The 17337-nt window shown below is 60.4% G+C and carries 13 protein-coding genes; 8 read left to right on the top strand and 5 right to left on the bottom strand.

Annotated elements, in window-relative coordinates; all coding sequences use genetic code 11:
* Nucleotides 1-49: 49 nt before the first annotated feature.
* Nucleotides 50-1771: a peptide ABC transporter substrate-binding protein gene (locus tag Q0792_RS14560; RefSeq protein ID WP_298842208.1), complete on the bottom strand. Its 1722-nt coding sequence runs from the start codon at nt 1769-1771 to the stop codon at nt 50-52.
* Between the two features lie 273 nt (nt 1772-2044).
* On the opposite strand from Q0792_RS14560, the gene Q0792_RS14555 reads away from it, so the two are divergent.
* The 4 genes from Q0792_RS14555 to Q0792_RS14540 all read left to right on the top strand — a co-directional run bounded on the left by Q0792_RS14555 (nt 2045) and on the right by Q0792_RS14540 (nt 7715).
* Nucleotides 2045-3889, top strand: coding sequence for an ABC transporter ATP-binding protein (locus tag Q0792_RS14555; RefSeq protein ID WP_298842205.1), 1845 nt, complete (start codon nt 2045-2047; stop codon nt 3887-3889).
* Between the two features lie 4 nt (nt 3890-3893).
* Nucleotides 3894-5057, top strand: a complete 1164-nt coding sequence (gene argE, locus Q0792_RS14550; RefSeq protein WP_298842203.1) for an acetylornithine deacetylase — start codon at nt 3894-3896, stop codon at nt 5055-5057.
* A 14-nt stretch (nt 5058-5071) separates the two neighbouring features.
* On the top strand, nt 5072-6418 hold the full coding sequence (locus Q0792_RS14545) for an FAD-binding oxidoreductase (RefSeq protein WP_298842200.1): 1347 nt from the start codon (nt 5072-5074) through the stop codon (nt 6416-6418).
* 133 nt (nt 6419-6551) lie between these two features.
* The gene (locus Q0792_RS14540; protein ID WP_298842197.1) at nt 6552-7715 is read left to right on the top strand and encodes a M20 aminoacylase family protein; all 1164 of its coding nucleotides are present in this window, start codon (nt 6552-6554) and stop codon (nt 7713-7715) included.
* 103 nt (nt 7716-7818) lie between these two features.
* Here Q0792_RS14540 and Q0792_RS14535 read toward each other — a convergent pair whose 3' ends face one another.
* Together Q0792_RS14535 and moaA are read right to left on the bottom strand one after the other, a co-directional pair.
* On the bottom strand, nt 7819-9114 hold the full coding sequence (locus Q0792_RS14535; protein ID WP_298842194.1) for a glycosyltransferase N-terminal domain-containing protein: 1296 nt from the start codon (nt 9112-9114) through the stop codon (nt 7819-7821).
* A gap of 8 nt (nt 9115-9122) precedes the next feature.
* Nucleotides 9123-10130, bottom strand: coding sequence for a GTP 3',8-cyclase MoaA (gene moaA / locus Q0792_RS14530; protein ID WP_298842192.1), 1008 nt, complete (start codon nt 10128-10130; stop codon nt 9123-9125).
* 83 nt (nt 10131-10213) lie between these two features.
* Between moaA and Q0792_RS14525 the strand changes: the two genes are divergently transcribed.
* A complete protein-coding gene (locus Q0792_RS14525) occupies nt 10214-10747 on the top strand; it encodes a hypothetical protein (RefSeq protein WP_298842189.1) in 534 nt (177 codons plus the stop codon).
* An 11-nt stretch (nt 10748-10758) separates the two neighbouring features.
* Here the strand turns inward: Q0792_RS14525 and glmS are convergent, their stop codons facing one another.
* Together glmS and glmU are read right to left on the bottom strand one after the other, a co-directional pair.
* Nucleotides 10759-12579 carry a glutamine--fructose-6-phosphate transaminase (isomerizing) gene (gene glmS / locus Q0792_RS14520; RefSeq protein ID WP_298842186.1) on the bottom strand — a complete coding sequence of 607 codons (1821 nt, stop codon included), beginning with the start codon at nt 12577-12579 and terminating at the stop codon, nt 10759-10761.
* Between the two features lie 2 nt (nt 12580-12581).
* Nucleotides 12582-13937 (bottom strand): bifunctional UDP-N-acetylglucosamine diphosphorylase/glucosamine-1-phosphate N-acetyltransferase GlmU, encoded by a 1356-nt coding sequence (glmU, locus tag Q0792_RS14515; RefSeq protein ID WP_298842183.1) that lies wholly within the window; start codon nt 13935-13937, stop codon nt 12582-12584.
* Between the two features lie 145 nt (nt 13938-14082).
* Here glmU and Q0792_RS14510 point away from each other — a divergent pair, with 145 nt between their 5' ends.
* The 3 genes from Q0792_RS14510 (at nt 14083) to Q0792_RS14500 (ending at nt 17336) form a co-directional block, all read left to right on the top strand.
* The gene (locus Q0792_RS14510) at nt 14083-14748 is read left to right on the top strand and encodes an HAD-IA family hydrolase (protein ID WP_298842180.1); all 666 of its coding nucleotides are present in this window, start codon (nt 14083-14085) and stop codon (nt 14746-14748) included.
* A gap of 49 nt (nt 14749-14797) precedes the next feature.
* On the top strand, nt 14798-15994 hold the full coding sequence (locus tag Q0792_RS14505; RefSeq protein WP_298842177.1) for an aminotransferase class I/II-fold pyridoxal phosphate-dependent enzyme: 1197 nt from the start codon (nt 14798-14800) through the stop codon (nt 15992-15994).
* Nucleotides 15995-16172: 178 nt separating this feature from the next.
* Nucleotides 16173-17336 carry an isovaleryl-CoA dehydrogenase gene (locus tag Q0792_RS14500; RefSeq protein ID WP_298842174.1) on the top strand — a complete coding sequence of 388 codons (1164 nt, stop codon included), beginning with the start codon at nt 16173-16175 and terminating at the stop codon, nt 17334-17336.
* The last annotated feature ends 1 nt before the right edge of the window (nt 17337 follow it).

Raw genomic sequence — 17337 nt, 5'->3', positions numbered from 1 at the left:
GGCTGAAAAAGGTCAGGGCGCGGAATGCCCGCGCCCTGCCTCAGTTTCATCAGTTTCCGATGCGGTACCAGTCAGCCACGTTCCACAGCTCGGAATCCCAGGTGTTCAGGATCACACCACCCAGTGTGTTAGAGGCTGCAGACACACGGCCACGGTCCACCAGCGGAACGATTGTGTAGCTGTCTTTTGTCAGCATATCGTTCAGCTTTTTGGCGATCTCGCCGCGCTTGTCCAGCTCGCCTGTCCGTGCCAGCTCGTCGAGCAGGGCGTCATATTCAGGGTCGCAGAAGCGGTTGATGTTCTCACCCTGCCACTGGCTGGAAGGCTTGGGTTCGTTGCCGCAGCGATAGGCCGAGAGATAGGCCTGCGGGTCCGTACCGTCAAAGTTGTTGGCGTACATTTCCACGTCCGCATAGAACTTCTGGAAAGTGTCGGGTGAGCCCGGGTCACCGCCGAAGAACACAGATGCGTCCAGGTTACGCAGTTCGGTTTCGACACCGATCATGCTCCACCACTCTTTGATCAGAGCCTGAAAGTCCTGGCGCACAGCGTTTGTGGATGTCTGATACAGGATTGACAGTTTCACGCCATCCTTGTCACGCACGCCGTCGCCATCGCTGTCGACCCAGCCGGCTTCGTCAAGCAGAGCGTTCGCGCCATCAATGTCCTGTGTCAGGCATTCAGTGTTGTCAGAGGCATAAAGCGCAGGCGCGGGTACGAGGTTACATGTCGGGCGACCGGCCTGGCCGTACCCGATTTCGACCAGCAGCGGGCGGTCAATTGCCATCGAAAGTGCCTTGCGCACGTTGATGTCAGACAGGAACGGATGAGGTTCGGCAACTGTCGAGCGTGTCTCGGCAGGCAGATCCGGCGACGGGTTCGTCAGGTTCATTTCCAGACGCTCCACCAGCGTACCAAAGGCTGCGATCGGTGTGCCTTTGCCACCTTCGGCCATCTTCGCCAGAACGTCGGGTGCCAGCTGCATGTTCCAGGCATAGTCGTACTCGCCTGTTTCCATCACGGACCGGCCGGCTGCTGTCGCATCGCCGCCGCCTTTGAACGTCAGTGACGCAAAAGCAGGCTTGCCCGGTTCGCGGAAATTTTCGTTGGCAACCATCTGGATCACGTCATTCGGACGGAAGTCAGTGACCACGAACGGGCCTGTGCCAATGGGGTTGAAGTTTGCTTCGGTACACTCAGGTGCTTTTGCGCCCAAGCAATCGGCAAACTGTGCGGCCTGAATAATCGGTGACTGCCCACCCATGAACGGCCCGTAAGGATTGGGCTGTGGCTGGTTGAAGGTGACTTTCACTGTCAGGTCATCGACGATCTCGACGTTTTCAACACCGTCGAACTTGGCGCCCTGGGCGCAACCGCCTTCGGGATGCATGCAGTAGTCCGCTGTGAATTTCACATCTGCCGAGGTCACGGCGCTGCCGTCTGACCACAGAAGGCCTTCTTTGAGCTTCCATGTGATCGATGTCAGATCAGCGGCAACACCGCCGTTTTCCACGGTCGGGATGGCTTCGGCAAGGAAGGGCACGAGCGCGCCGTTTTCGTCGTATCGTCCAAGAGGTTCGATCACCAGCGAGGCCGACTCGAGATCCTTGGTGCCACCCGACAGATACGGGTTCAGGATCGAGGGCGCCTGCCAGTAGATGATCTTGACCTCGCCGTCGCGGCCCCGCTCGCCTTTATGGCCATCCGCGAGGACTGCCGGTGCGAGGGCTGTGGTCGCGATGGCGCCCATCAGTAAGGTTCTGAGTTTCATGTTTTACTCCGTGTTGGACATTTAAATGCCGTTTGAACAGCCCGGGTGATCAAGCTGCTGTTTTTCGCTATCATTTCCAGCGGGTTACGGGAGCTAAGTCTGCCATGTCGTGCAGAAATTCAGCCGATCCCCCCGGATGCGTGGCCTCATCGAAGCATGTTTTGCGGAAAAAGCAAGCCTTGTGATGGCTGACGTGATGGAAAGACGCAGCCAGGGTTTGACAGTGCCTGCTGCATGGCCTTAGCGTCGCTGCAGGGAACAACAGGGTCATGTATGCTGGATCAGACACAGCCGGGCAGAGAGCCCCGGCCCATCGCCGAAATCAGGGGTCTCCGTGTGGAGTTCCAGACCAAGGACGGCCCCGTCGTCGGCGTTGAGGACGTTTCTTTCGAGATCAATCCAGGCGAAACGGTCTGCGTGGTGGGCGAGAGCGGGTCCGGCAAATCGGTGTCCTCTCTGTCTCTTATGCGGCTTGTGGAATTCGGTGGTGGCGAGATTGCCGGCGGCGAGCTTCTCTTTGACCGCAGCAGCGGCGGGACGATTGATCTGGCAGGCACTGACCCCGAACTGATGCGGACAATCCGCGGCAATGAAATCGGGATGATCTTTCAGGAACCGATGACGGCGCTGAACCCTGTCTTTACGGTGGGCCGTCAGCTGACCGAAGGTCTGCGCCTGCACAAGAACATGAACAGGACCGAAGCCGAGGCGCGGGCGCTGGAACTGTTGCGTGAGGTCCGGATTCCGGAACCTGAGCGGCGTCTGAAGCAATATCCGCATGAGTTGTCAGGTGGTATGCGGCAGCGTGTAGTGATCGCCATGGCGCTCGCGTGCAAGCCGCGCCTGCTGATCGCGGATGAGCCGACGACCGCGCTTGATGTGACGATCCAGGCCGAAATTCTGGCGCTGATGGACCGGCTCAAGCGGGAAACCGGGACGGCGGTGATGTTCATCACCCATGATATGGCGGTCGTTGCACAGATGGCGGATCGCGTCGTCGTAATGTTCCGCGGCAACAAAGTCGAGGAAGGCCCGGTCGCCACGATATTCGAAAACCCGCAGCATCCTTATACTAAGGCGCTGCTGGCTGCCGTGCCCAAACTGGGCGAGATGCGCGGGAAATCCGCGCCCGAACCGATGAAACTGCTGGGCCGCGATCAGTCCGAAATCCTGCCCATACCGGGTACGGACGAGGTTCTGCTGACCGTAAAAAACCTGACAACACGTTTTCCGGTCAAAGGCGGTTTCTTCCGCCGCACCGTTGCGAATGTACACGCGGTCGAGGACCTTTCGTTTACGATCAACAGGGGCCAGACCCTCAGCCTGGTGGGCGAATCCGGTTGCGGCAAATCCTCCGCCGGACGCTCGGTGTTGCGGCTGGTGGATCCGCTTTCCGGCGAAGTGAACCTGGACGGCACGGACGTTATGGCACTGGATCAGAAAGGTCTGCGCCGGGCGCGTCTGGATATGCAGATGATCTTTCAGGATCCCTTCGCATCGCTCAATCCCCAGATGCAGCTGGCCGAACAGGTGGCGGAACCGATCCATAACTTTGGCACGCTGACCGGGCAGGACGTTACAGACCGGGTGGCGATGCTCTTTGACCGCGTTGAACTGCCGCGCAGCTTTATGCGCCGCTTTCCGCACGAACTGTCCGGAGGACAGCGCCAGCGTGTTGCCATCGCGCGCGCCCTGGCGCTGAACCCAAAGCTCATCATCGCAGACGAGGCCGTCTCGGCGCTGGATGTTTCAGTTCAGGCGCAGGTGCTCAACCTGATGATGGAGCTGCAGGCTGAACTGGGCCTGTCGTTTCTGTTCATCAGCCACGATATGGCCGTTGTCGAACGGGTCAGTCACCACGTTGGCGTGATGTATCTTGGTCGTATCGTCGAGCTGGGCCCGCGTTCGAGCGTCTTTGAAAATCCGCGACACCCCTATACTCAGGCACTCATGAAGGCGGTGCCCATTGCAGACCCGCGCCAGCGCAAAGACGAGAGTGACCTGAACTTCAAGCCCATTCCCTCTCCGATCCATCCGGCGGGCTATGTGCCCGAACCATCGGTGTACAGCGAAGTTGAGCCGGGCCATTTTGTCCTGGAAACCGACAGCGGGTACTGACCGTATGACCGATCGTCTGTCACCGCTGGAGATCATGCAGAAACTGGTGAGCTTCCCCACTGTGAGCCGGGATACCAATCTGCCTCTGATCGACTGGGTCGAGGAATACCTCGGCAGCCATGGGATCACGTCTCACCGCTACAACAAACCCGACGAGCCGAAGGCCGCGCTTTTCGCGCATGTGGGCCCCTGGGAAGAAGGGGCAATCGTTCTGTCCGGCCATACGGATGTTGTTCCTGTGGAGGGTCAGCCCTGGGACACCGACCCTTTTGAAGTGGTGGAATTTGAAGACCGCTATGCAGGGCGCGGCACCTGCGACATGAAGGGATTTGATGCCCTGGCGGTCTGGGCTCTGGTCGAAGCACAATATGCGCCGTTGAAACGACCCCTGCAGCTTGCACTGAGTTTTGACGAGGAAATCGGATGCACCGGTGCGCCCCCGATGATCGAGGCGATGCAGCCTGTCCTGCCGAAAGGCGCCGCCGTGATTGTTGGCGAACCCTCGATGATGCAGGCTGTTTCGGGCCACAAGGGCGGTACCGGCTTTGACACGCATGTGCAGGGTTTTGAGGTGCACAGCTCCATTCTCGACCGGGGCGTAAATGCGGTAATGTACGGGGCAAAGCTGATTGACTGGGCCAATGACATCAATGCAGCCAACCGCGATGCCGAACCCGGTGTGCTGGCAAGTGCGTTTGATCCGCCGTACACAACCGCCCATGTCGGCATGATCCAGGGCGGTACCGCGCACAATATCACCGCCAAGGACTGCCGCTTTGCAATGGATTTTCGCGTTGTGCCCGGCGAGGACAAGGCGATATGGGAAAAACGCTACCGCGACCGCGTGGCAGAGGTCGAGGCGATGATGCAGGCAGTTGTGCCCGAGACACGCATTCATGTGACGCCCCGCTTTGACGTTCCGGCACTGGCACCTGAAGAGGCGGGCGCGGCAGAGGAACTGGTCCGCCGTATTACCGGCGATAATGCGAGCCACGTCGTCAGCTATGGCACAGAGGCCGGCCAGTTTCAGGAAGCGGGATATTCGGCTGTCATATGCGGGCCCGGCGATATTGCACAGGCGCATCAGCCCAACGAATTCATCACCAAGGAACAGTTTCAGGCGGGTCATCGTTTTATGGAACGTCTGATCGGGACGCTCTGTGACTGAGCGATAAAGGCTGTATGCCCGGTATTCCGATCACAGTGACCTCGCCCCTCACGTTTCAGGCTGATCTGCCGGAAAGTACGGATGTTGTCGTTATAGGTGGCGGTGTCATAGGGGTTTCGGCCGCTCTTTTTCTGGCCCGCGCCGGTCATCATGTGGTCCTGCTGGAAAAAGGGCGCATCGCGGCCGAGCAGTCAGGACGCAACTGGGGCTGGATCCGGCAGCAGGGGCGTGACCCGGATGAGTTGCCTGTCATGGTAGAAGCCGGCCGCCTGTGGCGCGAACTGTCCGGGGAAACCAATGAGAACATCGGCCTGAAAACGGGCGGTGTGACCTATCTGGCGCGGACCAGTGAAGAACTTGCAAAATACGAGGCCTGGTTGCCGCACGCACGCGACAACGGAGTGGATACCCGTATCCTGACGGCATCGGAGACAGCCGCACTTGTCCCAGGCATGGCCCGACAATATGCCGGTGCGCTTCACACGGCGTCGGATATGCGCGCCGAGCCATGGAAGGCGGTTCCCGCCCTGGCAGGCATTGCAGTGCGGGAGGGCGCTGTGCTGCGCGAGAATTGTGCGGTGCGCTGCCTGGATGTTTCTGCGGGCCGGGTAAGCGGCGTCGTCACCGAGGCCGGTGCTGTCCGTGCCTCCTCGGTGATCCTTGCAGGCGGCGCGTGGTCGTCGCTTTTCCTGAGAAACCACGGTGTGTCGCTGCCACAGCTCTCCGTTCGCTCAACAGTGGCATCGACAGGCGCACTGCCGCAGGTGACGCCAGGCGGCGTGGCAGACAGGGGGCTCGCATTCAGGTACCGGCAGGATGGCGGCTATACGCTTGCTGCGGGCGGTTTTCACGAACTCTTTCTGGGATGGGATGCCTTTCGTGCCTTTCCGAAATTTCTGCGGCAACTGAAGGCTGATCCACTGGGCACGCGTTTTCTGCCCGGTGCGCCACGTGGCTATCCGGATGCCTGGGGGACTGCGCGGCGCTGGGATGGCGGTGATCGCAGCCCGTTTGAGGACTGCCGCATTCTGAACCCGTCTCCGAACGCCCGTAAACTCCGCGAGCTGCAGACGAGCTTCGCCGCCCTGTTTCCCGACCTGCCGGCATTTGACCTGACGCATGCCTGGGCCGGTATGATCGATACTATGCCTGATGTTGTTCCGGTTGTTGACCGCATTGAGATGCTGCCGGGGCTGGTTGTCGGTACAGGCATGAGCGGGCATGGATTTGGTATTGGTCCGGCCATGGGGCGCATTCTGGCGGCTCTGGCAACAGGCGCGCATGTGGATCACAATCTGTCACGGTTCAGGTTCGCGCGGTTCAGTGATGGCAGCCGGATGGAGCTCGGACCGGCCCTGTGATGCCCTGTGCGGCCATTGCAATCATTTGTGAAGCCCTTCAGGACAGCGGCTCTTGCAGCCCGGGTCAGGTATAATACAACCGTACGGAGAAGCGCCGGGAACTGCCCGGCCAGAACCCGCTGGAGCCGATATCATGCCTGTAAAGAACCGTTTTGCCGAACTGCACCAGGATATCACTGCCTGGCGCCGGGACATGCACGAACACCCGGAACTGCTGTTTGATACGCACCGGACAGCGGCGCTGGTGGCGGAAAAACTGCGGGCCTTTGGGTGTGATGAGGTCGTGACCGGCATTGGCCGCACCGGTGTGGTCGGGGTGATCCGCGGGAAATCGGACACTTCCGGCAAAGTTGTCGGTCTGCGCGCAGATATGGATGCACTGCCGATAACCGAACAGACGGGTGTCGATTATGTTTCCCGCGAGCCGGGGAAGATGCACGCCTGCGGGCACGACGGCCACACGGCGATGCTGCTGGGGGCCGCGCAGTATCTGGCCGAGACGCGCAATTTCAACGGGTCGGTTGCAGTCATCTTTCAGCCGGCTGAAGAGGGTGGCGGCGGTGGCCGCGAAATGTGTGAAGACGGTATGATGGAACGCTTTGGTATCCAGGAAGTCTATGGGATGCACAACTGGCCGGGTATGGAGACCGGGCAGTTTGCCATCCGGACCGGGCCGTTCTTTGCCGCCACAGATATTTTCGAGATCGAAATAGTGGGCAGGGGCGGACACGCCGCATTCCCGCACCAGACGATCGACCCGACCGTCGTGGCCAGCCATATTGTCGTCGCCGCTCAGTCGATTGCCAGCAGGAACACCGATCCTGTTGAACAGCTGGTCATGTCGATCACATCCTTTGAAACCTCGTCCAACGCCTTCAATGTCATCCCCCAGAAAGTGACAATGAAAGGAACAGCGCGCACCATGAGCAAAGACGTGCGCGATCTGGTCGAGACGCGTCTGACAAAACTGGTCGAAGGCATTTCCGAAAACTTCGGAGCCACAGGCCGTATCAATTATGTGCGCAATTATCCGGTAACCGTGAACCATCCCGAGCAGACCGAGTTCGCCGCCGATGTCGCCCGGCGTGTTTCAGGCGACTGTGCAGACGCAGAACTGGTGATGGGCGGCGAGGACTTTGCCTTTATGCTCGAGGAACGCCCCGGAGCATATATTCTGATGGGCAACGGCCCGAGCGCACGCCTGCATCACCCGGAATACAATTTCAACGACGACGCGATTCCCGCCGGATGCAGCTGGTGGGCAGAGATTGTAGAGCAGCGGATGCCGGCTGCCTGACGCGCTGATTTCACTTTCAGTCTGGTGGCCGGTGGCGGAAACGGAGAGTTTTCGGAACCCGGAATGCGGTGGTGCGCAAACAGCGGAGCACTGGTGGCCTGCGTCAGTGCGTCTGCTCCAGATCAAGAGCACGGATGAGCCTGCGGGCAATCTGATCCAGCTGATCCTGCCGGCCACGTACAAAGTCTTCGGCGGCTGACACCGCCTGGGCCCGGTAGGGTGTGTTGCTGAGCATTTCGTGAACTTCGCCAGCCAGGTCTTCGGCGTCCGTTGTGAAAACAGCGGCGCCGCGTGTGGTCATATCGGCGAAAACCTCTTCAAATTCTGTGACATGGCGCCCTGAGAGAACCGCGGCACCCGCCTGGGCGACTTCAAACGGGTTCGTCCCGCCCTCAGGCACCAGTGAGCCTCCCAGGAATACGATTTCCGTCAGTGCGTACCAGCTGCCTGTCTCACCCGGCGTATCCGCCAGATAGGCGCTGTGACCATCACCGGGTTTTTCGTTCCTGGAGTGGGTTGCGAATGCAATGCCTGCAGATGTGATCTGTGCGGCGATGTCGTCTGAACGTTTATGATCGTGTGGTACGAGGATCAGCATCAGGTCCGGATGCTGCTTCAGCAATGCCTGATGGGCGGCGAGGATTATCTCTTCTTCTCCGCGGTGAGTGGACGCGGCAACCCAGACGGGCCTGCCCCTGAGGGCTGCCCGTATCCGGGCTGTGACTGCCGGATCACTGGGCAGCGGATCAGAAAGGAACCTGAAGTCGATCCCCCGTGCGACCCGCTCGACCGGCGCATTCATGTCCACCATCTTCCCCGCCATTTCATCATCCCGGGTGAGGATCAGATCGAATACGTCCAGAATAAAGGCCGCCGTTTCCGGGCGTCCGGACCAGAATTTTGCGGAGTTGCTGCTCAACCCGGCATTTACCAGCGCCATGGCCGTGCCGCGCGCCCGGGTCCTGCACAGCATCAGCGGCTGCAGCTCGCTTTCTGCGAAAATGGCAGCAGATGGCCGCCAGTGCGCCAGAAATCGCCGCACCGGTCCTGACGCGTCAACCGGAGAGAACTGGTGCACAGATCGTGGTGGCATGCGTTCTGACACGACACGGGCAGACGCAGGTGTGCCTGATGTGATCAGGAACTGCGCGCGCGGCAGCATCCGGCCCATGCTGTGGATCAGCGACAGAACCGATGGGCTTTCACCCACTGATGCTGTGTGAAACCATATCAGTGGTCCGCTGCCTGTACGTGGAGCACTGGCATTACCCAGCTTTTCGTGGGCGCGCATGGCCGGGAAGCCGGCGCGGCGCAGTCTGCGTACTTCAAACCATGCCACAAACGGTGTCAGCAACGCGGTGGCGGCCACGTATACTCTGAAAAGCAATGGGGTGCGCATGTGCCGGTTCAGCCGCCGGTATGGCTCATGTGGCGGGACATCCGGCCATCGGCCCGCTGGCGCGAATAGTCGAAATCATGCCCCTTTGGTTTCAGGGCGATCGCAGCGCGGATCGCCTCTTCGAGAGGACCATTGTCATCGGGGTGTGCCCGGAGAGGAGCGCGCAGGTCTGCCATGTCCTCCTGGCCCAGACACATGTAAATCTCACCGGTGCAGGTGATGCGTACCCGGTTGCAGCTTTCGCAGAAATTGTGGCTCAGCGGTGTGATAAAGCCGATCTTCTGCCCGGTCTCTTCAAGGCGCACATAGCGCGCGGGCCCGCCGGTGCGTTCGGCAAGATCCGTCACCGTATAGTGCTCTGCGTAGCGCGCGCGCACGTCTTTCAGAGACCAGTACTGTCCCAGCCGGTCCTCGTTGCCGATGTCTCCCATCGGCATGACCTCGATCCAAGTCAGATCCATATCACGTTCGGCGCACCATTCGGTAATGAATGGCAGCTCCGGTTCGTTGAAACCCCTGAGCGCGACGGCATTCAGCTTGACCCGCAGGCCCGCTGACTGGGCAGCATCAATGCCGCGCAGCACCTGGGGCAGGCGACCCCAGCGCGTGATATCAGCAAACTTCTGTTCGTCCAGCGTATCCAGCGATACATTCACGCGCCGTACCCCGGCGGCATAGAGATCCTTGGCAAAGCGTTCCAGCTGACTGCCGTTTGTCGTCAGTGTCAGCTCTTTGAGCTGCCCGCTGTCGAGGTGGCGCGACATGCTTTCAAAGAAGGTCATGATGCCTTTGCGCACCAGCGGCTCACCGCCTGTAATCCGCAGCTTTTCCACGCCGAGGCTCACAAAGGTGGAACACATCCGGTCCAGCTCTTCGAGCGTGAGCAGTTCCTTTTTCGGCAGGAATGTCATGTTTTCCGACATGCAGTAGACGCAGCGGAAATCACACCTGTCGGTGACGGAAACACGCAGGTAGGTAATCGCGCGTGCGAAGGGATCGATCAGCGGTGCACTCATAGCCTAAGTGGTAAGGGCTGCGTTAACCGGCGGCAAGGGTATTCCGCATTGTGGGCCTTGTGACAGGACGGTATGAACAGTTCATGCAGCGAACGATTTTCACTCTTCGCCCGGAACGGGCTCTGGCGTGTCTGATGATGATGTCTCTGGTGGCCGGCTGTGCTGAATTGCGCACGCTTGAACAGAGGATCAATCTCGAATTGGGGGGCAGCGGTCTGACGGATCAGCCGCAGACGGAAAACCCGGGTGCCAACGGGGCCGCTTCGGGTGGACCGATTCCTGCCGGCGGCGCACAGACTGCTGACAGTATTGACCGCACCTCAGAGGCGGAAAGGGCTGCCGCGCGTCGGGTGTCCAGGTCGGGAGCTGTCCTCGGACAGACCGTCGCTTCGCTTGGCGCTCCTGCGGAGCAGGGGTTCTGGCTGAAAACGCCTCTGGTTGCTGCCGAAACGCCGGGCGTCGTGACCAGCACTGCTTCGGGTACGTCTGTGGCGGTAACGCTCATCCCGATAGGCGGACCCGACACGGCAGGCAGCCGGATTTCACTCGCGGCCATGCGCGCTCTGGAGGTGCCGCTGACCGCTCTGGTGACACTTTCAGTACGCCGCGGCGGCTGACCGCCGCGCTTTTATTCCACTGTGACGGACTTCGCGAGGTTTCGCGGCTGGTCCACATCCGTGCCCTTTGCGACGGCCGTATGATAGGCAAGCAACTGCGCAGGGATCGCATAGAGAATTGGCGTCACCAGCTCCGGCACTGTTGGCAGTTCGATGGTGGCAAAGGTTCCTTCGCCAGCTTCCTCGATGCCTTTGCGGTCAGAGATCAGGATCACACGCCCCTTGCGCGCCATAACCTCCTGCATATTGCTGACCGTTTTGTCGAACAGCCTGTCGCGGGGGGCCATCACAACAACCGGGACGTACTGGTCAACCAGCGCGATAGGGCCGTGCTTCAGTTCTCCCGAAGCGTAGCCCTCGGCGTGTATGTAGCTGATTTCCTTAAGTTTCAACGCGCCTTCCATCGCCAGTGGGAACATCTGACCGCGCCCCAGGAAAAGTACATCCCGGGCTTCAGAGATGTCCTCGGCAGTGCGCCGGGTTTCAGCCTCAATCTCAAGCGCCTGGCTGATGATACCCGGCACGCCGCGCAGTGCAGCGATATGTTCTTTGAAGGTTTTCGCGTCGATTGTGCCCCGGTCCTGGGCGGCTTTGAGGGCCATCAGCAGCAGGACAACCAGCTGGCAGGTGAACGCTTTGGTCGAGGCCACACCAACCTCGACGCCCGCATAGATCGGCAGCACAACGTCGCTTTCCCGTGCGATCGAGCTCTCGGGTACATTGACCACTGACAGGATTTTTGACACCTTGCCCTGGCAGAACCGCAGTGCAGCAAGTGTGTCGGCTGTCTCTCCCGACTGGCTGACAAAAAGTGCGGCTGTATTGGCCGGGATCGGGGGTTCGCGGTAGCGGAATTCCGAGGCCACATCGACGTCCACAGGCAGACGGGCCAGTTCCTCGAACCAGTGCTTGGCAGACAGACAGGCGAGATAGGCCGTGCCGCAGGCCACCAGTGTCAGCCGGTCGGTTTTTGTGAAATCCATCCCGCCGCCGGGCAGGCTGATGCTGCCGTCTGATGCGATATAGTGGCTCAGCGCCCCGGCAATGACCGAAGGCTGTTCAGCGATTTCCTTGGACATGAAATGCTTGTGGCCTGCCTTGTCGATACGCGTCGCATCCGCCTGAATGGTCTGTACGGGCCGCTCGACCGGGTTCCCGGCGCTGTCTGTAATCTGCAGGGACGTGCGCGTCAGAAAGACCCGGTCTCCCTCTTCCAGATAGGTGATCCGGTCTGTCATCGGGGCCAGCGCAATAGCGTCAGAGCCGAGATACATTTCGCCGTCGCCATGACCGATGGCCAGCGGCGACCCCTTGCGGGCGCCGATCATCAGATCATCCTCCCCCGAGAAGAGAAAGGCGAGGGCAAAGGCCCCTTCGAGCCGGTCCAGTGTGCGGTGTGCTGCGTCCGACGGGCTGAGACCCTGACCGAGGTAGTATTGCGCCAGAAGGCTCACGGTTTCGGTGTCTGTTTCAGACACACATTGCAGACCGTGATCTGCCAGTTCCGCTCTGAGTTCCCGGAAATTCTCGATGATCCCGTTGTGCACAACGGCAACCGGGCCCGACTGGTGCGGATGCGCGTTCGTAACCGAGGGCTCGCCGTGTGTGGCCCAGCGGGTATGGCCGATACCGGACTTTCCCGACAGCGGGTTATGAACCAGCAGATCCGACAGATTGATCAGTTTGCCAACCGCGCGGCGGCGGTCCAGTACGCCATCGCTGACGGTCGCGATACCGGCGCTGTCATAGCCGCGATACTCGAGCCTTTTCAGCGCCTCAACGAGGATCGGCGCGACTTCATGTCCCCCAAGGACCCCTACAATACCACACATTTTCAGCTGCCTCTTTGTTGTTGGGCCTTTCTGGCCTTTAACATCTGCAACAATTTTGTTGCCATGCCGGGTTTTTCGACCTGCGGCGCGCGCGCCAGCGCCAGCGCCTCGGGTTCGACGTCAGATGTAATGACCGATCCACTGCCGGTCATCGCGTGATCGCCCACATGTACCGGTGCCACAAGCATCGTGTTCGATCCGATAAAGACATTGTTCCCGATGTGGGTGTGATGCTTCATCACGCCGTCATAATTACAGGTGATCGTGCCTGCGCCTACGTTTGTGGCGGAGCCAAGCGTCGCATCACCGATGTAACTCAGGTGATTTACCTTGGTGCCACATCCGATCTGCGCGTTCTTGACCTCGACAAAGTTTCCGATGCGCACGTCCTCTGCCAGTTCTGCGCCCGGGCGCAGTCGTGCGTAGGGACCAACGGTGCCGCCGCGCGCAACATGGCACCCCTCAAGGTGCGAGAAAGCCCGGATGCAGGCACCGCTTTCCACCGTGACGCCGGGACCGAAAACAACGTTCGGCTCAATGACCGTATCGCGGCCTATTTCCGTGTCGATTGCAAAGTGTACTGTATCCGGCGCGGGCATCGTGACGCCGTTCTCAAAGGCTGCGGCGCGCGCGCGGGTCTGAAACGCGGCCTCGGCACCTGCCAGTTCCGCGCGGGTGTTGATGCCGAGTGTTTCGGATTCGTCGCAGGTTACGGCAGTTGCGGACAAGCCACGCGCGCGGGCAAGACCGACGACATCTGTCAGATAGTACTCGCCCGAGGCGTTGTCGTTTCCTGTGGCGTCAATGAGCTCGAAGAGGAGTGTGGCATCGCAGGCCAGAACACCGCTGTTGCACAGGCTGATCCGGCGTTCCGCCTCTGAGGCGTCCTTGTATTCAACAATCCGCTCCAGGCTGCCGCCCGACATGACCAGCCGCCCGTAGCGACCCGGGTCGGCGGCTTCGAAACCCAGTATGACCACGTCATTGCCCTGCGCCCGGGCATCGGTCATTGCCCTGAGCGTTTCGGGCCGAACAAAGGGCGTGTCTCCGAACAGGACGATGGCGGTACCATCAAAACCAGCGAGTGCATCGCGGGCCTGTGCCGCGGCATGCGCTGTGCCCAGCTGTTCAGTCTGCTCCACGACACTCACCGTCGCGTCATACTCCAGCGCCGCCTTGCGAACCAGTGCTGCGCCGTGGCCGGCGACCACGACCGTACGTTCCGGCTCAAGTGCCGCGCCTGCACGCATTGCGTGGGCCAGCAACGGTGCGGCCGCGAGCGGGTGCAGAACTTTCGGCAGGTCGGAATTCATCCTTGTGCCCTTGCCCGCGGCGAGGATGATCAGAGCAGTTTTCATGCGGTTTCTCTTTGTATTCTGTCTGGCGCCTGTTTATCCGCTGAAACGCGCGGCGCAAGCGCGCCAGGATCAAAGATGGTTGCGTGTTGCAACATAGTGTGCGCCTTTTCGCCGGGGACCCGTCGCGGAGCACAAGGATAGATGAATGAAAACAGTTATTTTCGATCTCGACGGGACGCTCGCGGATACAAGCGGAGATCTGATTGCAGCAGCCAATGTGTGTTTCCGCGATATGGGCGCGGGCGACCTGCTGAACCCGGCGACAGACGCGGGAACTGCCCTGCGGGGCGGGCGGGCGATGCTTCGTCTTGGCATGGAGCGGCTGGGGCGCGGTGAAGACGAGGCGACGATTGACCGTTATTATCCCGTTCTGCTCGAGGCGTATGCCGGCGCGATTGATGTTTACACACAGATGTATCCCGGTGCGATGGACGCTGTGGCAGAGCTTGGCGCCATGGGTTTCGGGGTCGGTATCTGCACCAACAAACCCGAGGGGCTGGCCGAGACGCTGATGCAGCGTCTGGGGGTGCGTGATGCTTTTGCCTCCCTCGTCGGTGCCGACACGCTGCCTGTTCGCAAACCTGACCCCGAACCCCTGTTCGAGGCCGCACGGCGCGCAGGTGGTGACCCGGCGCGCTGCATTCTGATCGGCGATTCCGATACAGACCGGAATACGGCGCGCGCAGCGGGTGTGCCCAGCGTTCTTGTGACCTTTGGTCCGGCGGGCGAGGACATGGCGGCGCTTGAGCCGGAAGCGCTGCTTGAGCGGTATTCTGATCTGCCGGCGCTGGCGTCGCGTTTGCTGTCTTGACCGGCCGGCATTCTTCCCCCCACAGTTCCGGTAGCGCGCGGAGGCTCAGATGACAGACGTTTTCAAAGGCAGTTTTACCCAGCAGGAGCCGATCCCCGAGGCAGGTATCGACGCGGCTGTCGAGGTTATGCGCCACGGACGGCTGCACCGGTACAACACCGTGCCCGGTGAGCTCAGTCAGACCGCCTTGCTGGAACAGGAATTTGCCGCACTGGTCGGCGCCAGATACTGCGTGGCTGTTGCCTCGGGCGGATACGCAATGGCAACAGCGCTGCGCGCCGCCGGTGTGGTGCCGGGTGACAGGGTTCTGTCGAATGCATTTACGCTGGCACCGGTTCCGGGGGCGATTGCTGCCGTTGGGGCGGTGCCGGTTTTCGTGGGTGTGACCGAGGACCTGACGATTGATCTCGATGACCTGTTGGAAAAATCCGGACAGGCGTCTTACCTGCTTCTCAGCCACATGCGCGGGCATATCTGTGATATGGACCGGCTGATGCAGATCTGTGATGCTGCTGGCATTTCCGTCATAGAGGACTGCGCCCACACGATGGGAGCCGCGTGGAAAGATGTGCCGTCAGGGCGGGTCGGTGCGGCCGGGTGCTATTCCTGCCAGACCTACAAACATATAAATTCGGGCGAGGGCGGTTTTCTGGTCACTGATGATGCAGAACTCGCGGCCCGCGCTGTGATCATGTCTGGCTCCTACATGCTGTACGAGCGCCATCTTGCGGCCCCTCCGAAGGAAGCCTTCGAAAACATCCGCTATGAAACGCCCAACATTTCGGGCCGGATGGACAACCTGCGCGCCGCCATTCTGCGCCCGCAGCTGGCCGACCTGCCGACACAGTGCCGGCGCTGGAATGAACGCTACTACAGGCTCGAGACGGGCCTGCGTGGCACGCCGGGCCTGACCGTGATCGAGCGTCCTGCTGATGAAACGATCGTGGGCTCTTCGATACAGTTTCTGCTGCTGGACTGGTCGGGCGAGGCCGTAAAGGAAGTGATCGCGCGCTGCGCGGCGCGCGGCGTCGAGCTCAAGTGGTTCGGGGCGCCCGAACCTCAGGCATTCACCAGCCGGTACGACAGCTGGCGTTACGCACCATCGCAGCCGATGCCAGCCAGCGACCGCGTGCTTGCCGGCGTTGTTGATATGCGGGTGCCACTCACCTTTTCTCTGGAAGACTGCGATCTGATCGCCCGGATCATCCGGTCAGAAGTTGGCGCGGTCTGGCAGGATGCGGCCTGAGCCCTTCGGGTCGGACCGATCTGGTGCCATACCTGTCGGATGCCTCTGTATCCGGTCTCAACATTGCGCCCGGGCTTGCTGCGCTGCGGCTTGACCCATCTGCGCGCTTGCATTTAGTATATGAACAAGTGTTCAATAAATTTCGGTAACAGAAGCCGCAGGAAGGGAGCCGTGCCGCATGTTCAACGCAACGATGCAGTTTGATCTGGGCGAGGACGTCAATGCGCTGCGCGAAATGGTGCATCGCTGGGCGCAGGACCGCGTGGCGCCGATGGCGGCCGACATCGACAGTTCCAACAGCTTTCCGGCTGAGCTCTGGACAGAGATGGGCGATCTGGGCCTTCTCGGGATCACCGTTGATGAAGAGTACGGCGGTGCGGGGATGTCGTATCTGGCACATACCGTCGCGATTGAGGAAATCGCGCGGGCCAGTGCCTCTGTATCTCTGTCATATGGCGCACATTCCAATCTGTGTGTGAACCAGATCAAGCTGAACGGCACCCACGAGCAGAAAGAAAAATATCTGCCCGGGCTGATTTCGGGCCGGAACGTCGGCGCGCTGGCAATGTCAGAGGCTGGTGCGGGATCTGACGTGGTTTCGATGAAACTGCGGGCCGAGAAACGCAATGATCACTACCGTCTGAACGGCAACAAATACTGGATCACCAACGGGCCGGATGCTGACACGCTCGTTGTCTACGCCAAAACCGATCCGGACGGCGGGTCCAGAGGGATAACCGCCTTCCTGATCGAAAAGCAGATGACCGGTTTCTCGACAAGTCCGCATTTTGACAAGCTTGGGATGCGCGGATCGAATACGGCTGAGCTGATTTTTGATGACGTCGAGGTTCCTTTCGAGAATGTGCTGGGCGAAGAGGGCCGCGGTGTTGCCGTTCTGATGTCGGGCCTGGACTATGAGCGTGTGGTGCTGGCTGGCATCGGCACCGGTATCATGGCGGCCTGCCTCGATGCGATCATGCCGTACATGGCAGAGCGCAAACAGTTCGGTCAGCCGATCGGGAGCTTTCAGCTGATGCAGGGCAAGATCGCCGACATGTATACGGCAATGAATTCTGCCCGGGCGTATGTGTACGAGGTGGCCAAAGCCTGCGACCGGGGGGATGTGACCCGCCAGGACGCGGCCGCCTGCTGTCTCTATGCATCAGAAGAAGCCATGAAACAGGCCCATCAGGCCGTACAGGCCATGGGCGGCGCGGGTTTTCTGAGTGACAGCCCGGTCAGCCGTCTTTTCCGGGATGCCAAGCTGATGGAGATTGGCGCGGGTACCTCTGAAATCCGCCGGATGCTGGTAGGCCGCGAGCTGATGGCGGCAATGACATGAT

The sequence above is a fragment of the uncultured Roseobacter sp. genome, from assembly GCF_947495025.1.
Taxonomy (GTDB): domain Bacteria; phylum Pseudomonadota; class Alphaproteobacteria; order Rhodobacterales; family Rhodobacteraceae; genus Roseobacter.
The sequence above is the reverse complement of the archived record's forward strand: the minus strand, read 5'-3'. Positions and strand labels throughout refer to the sequence as shown.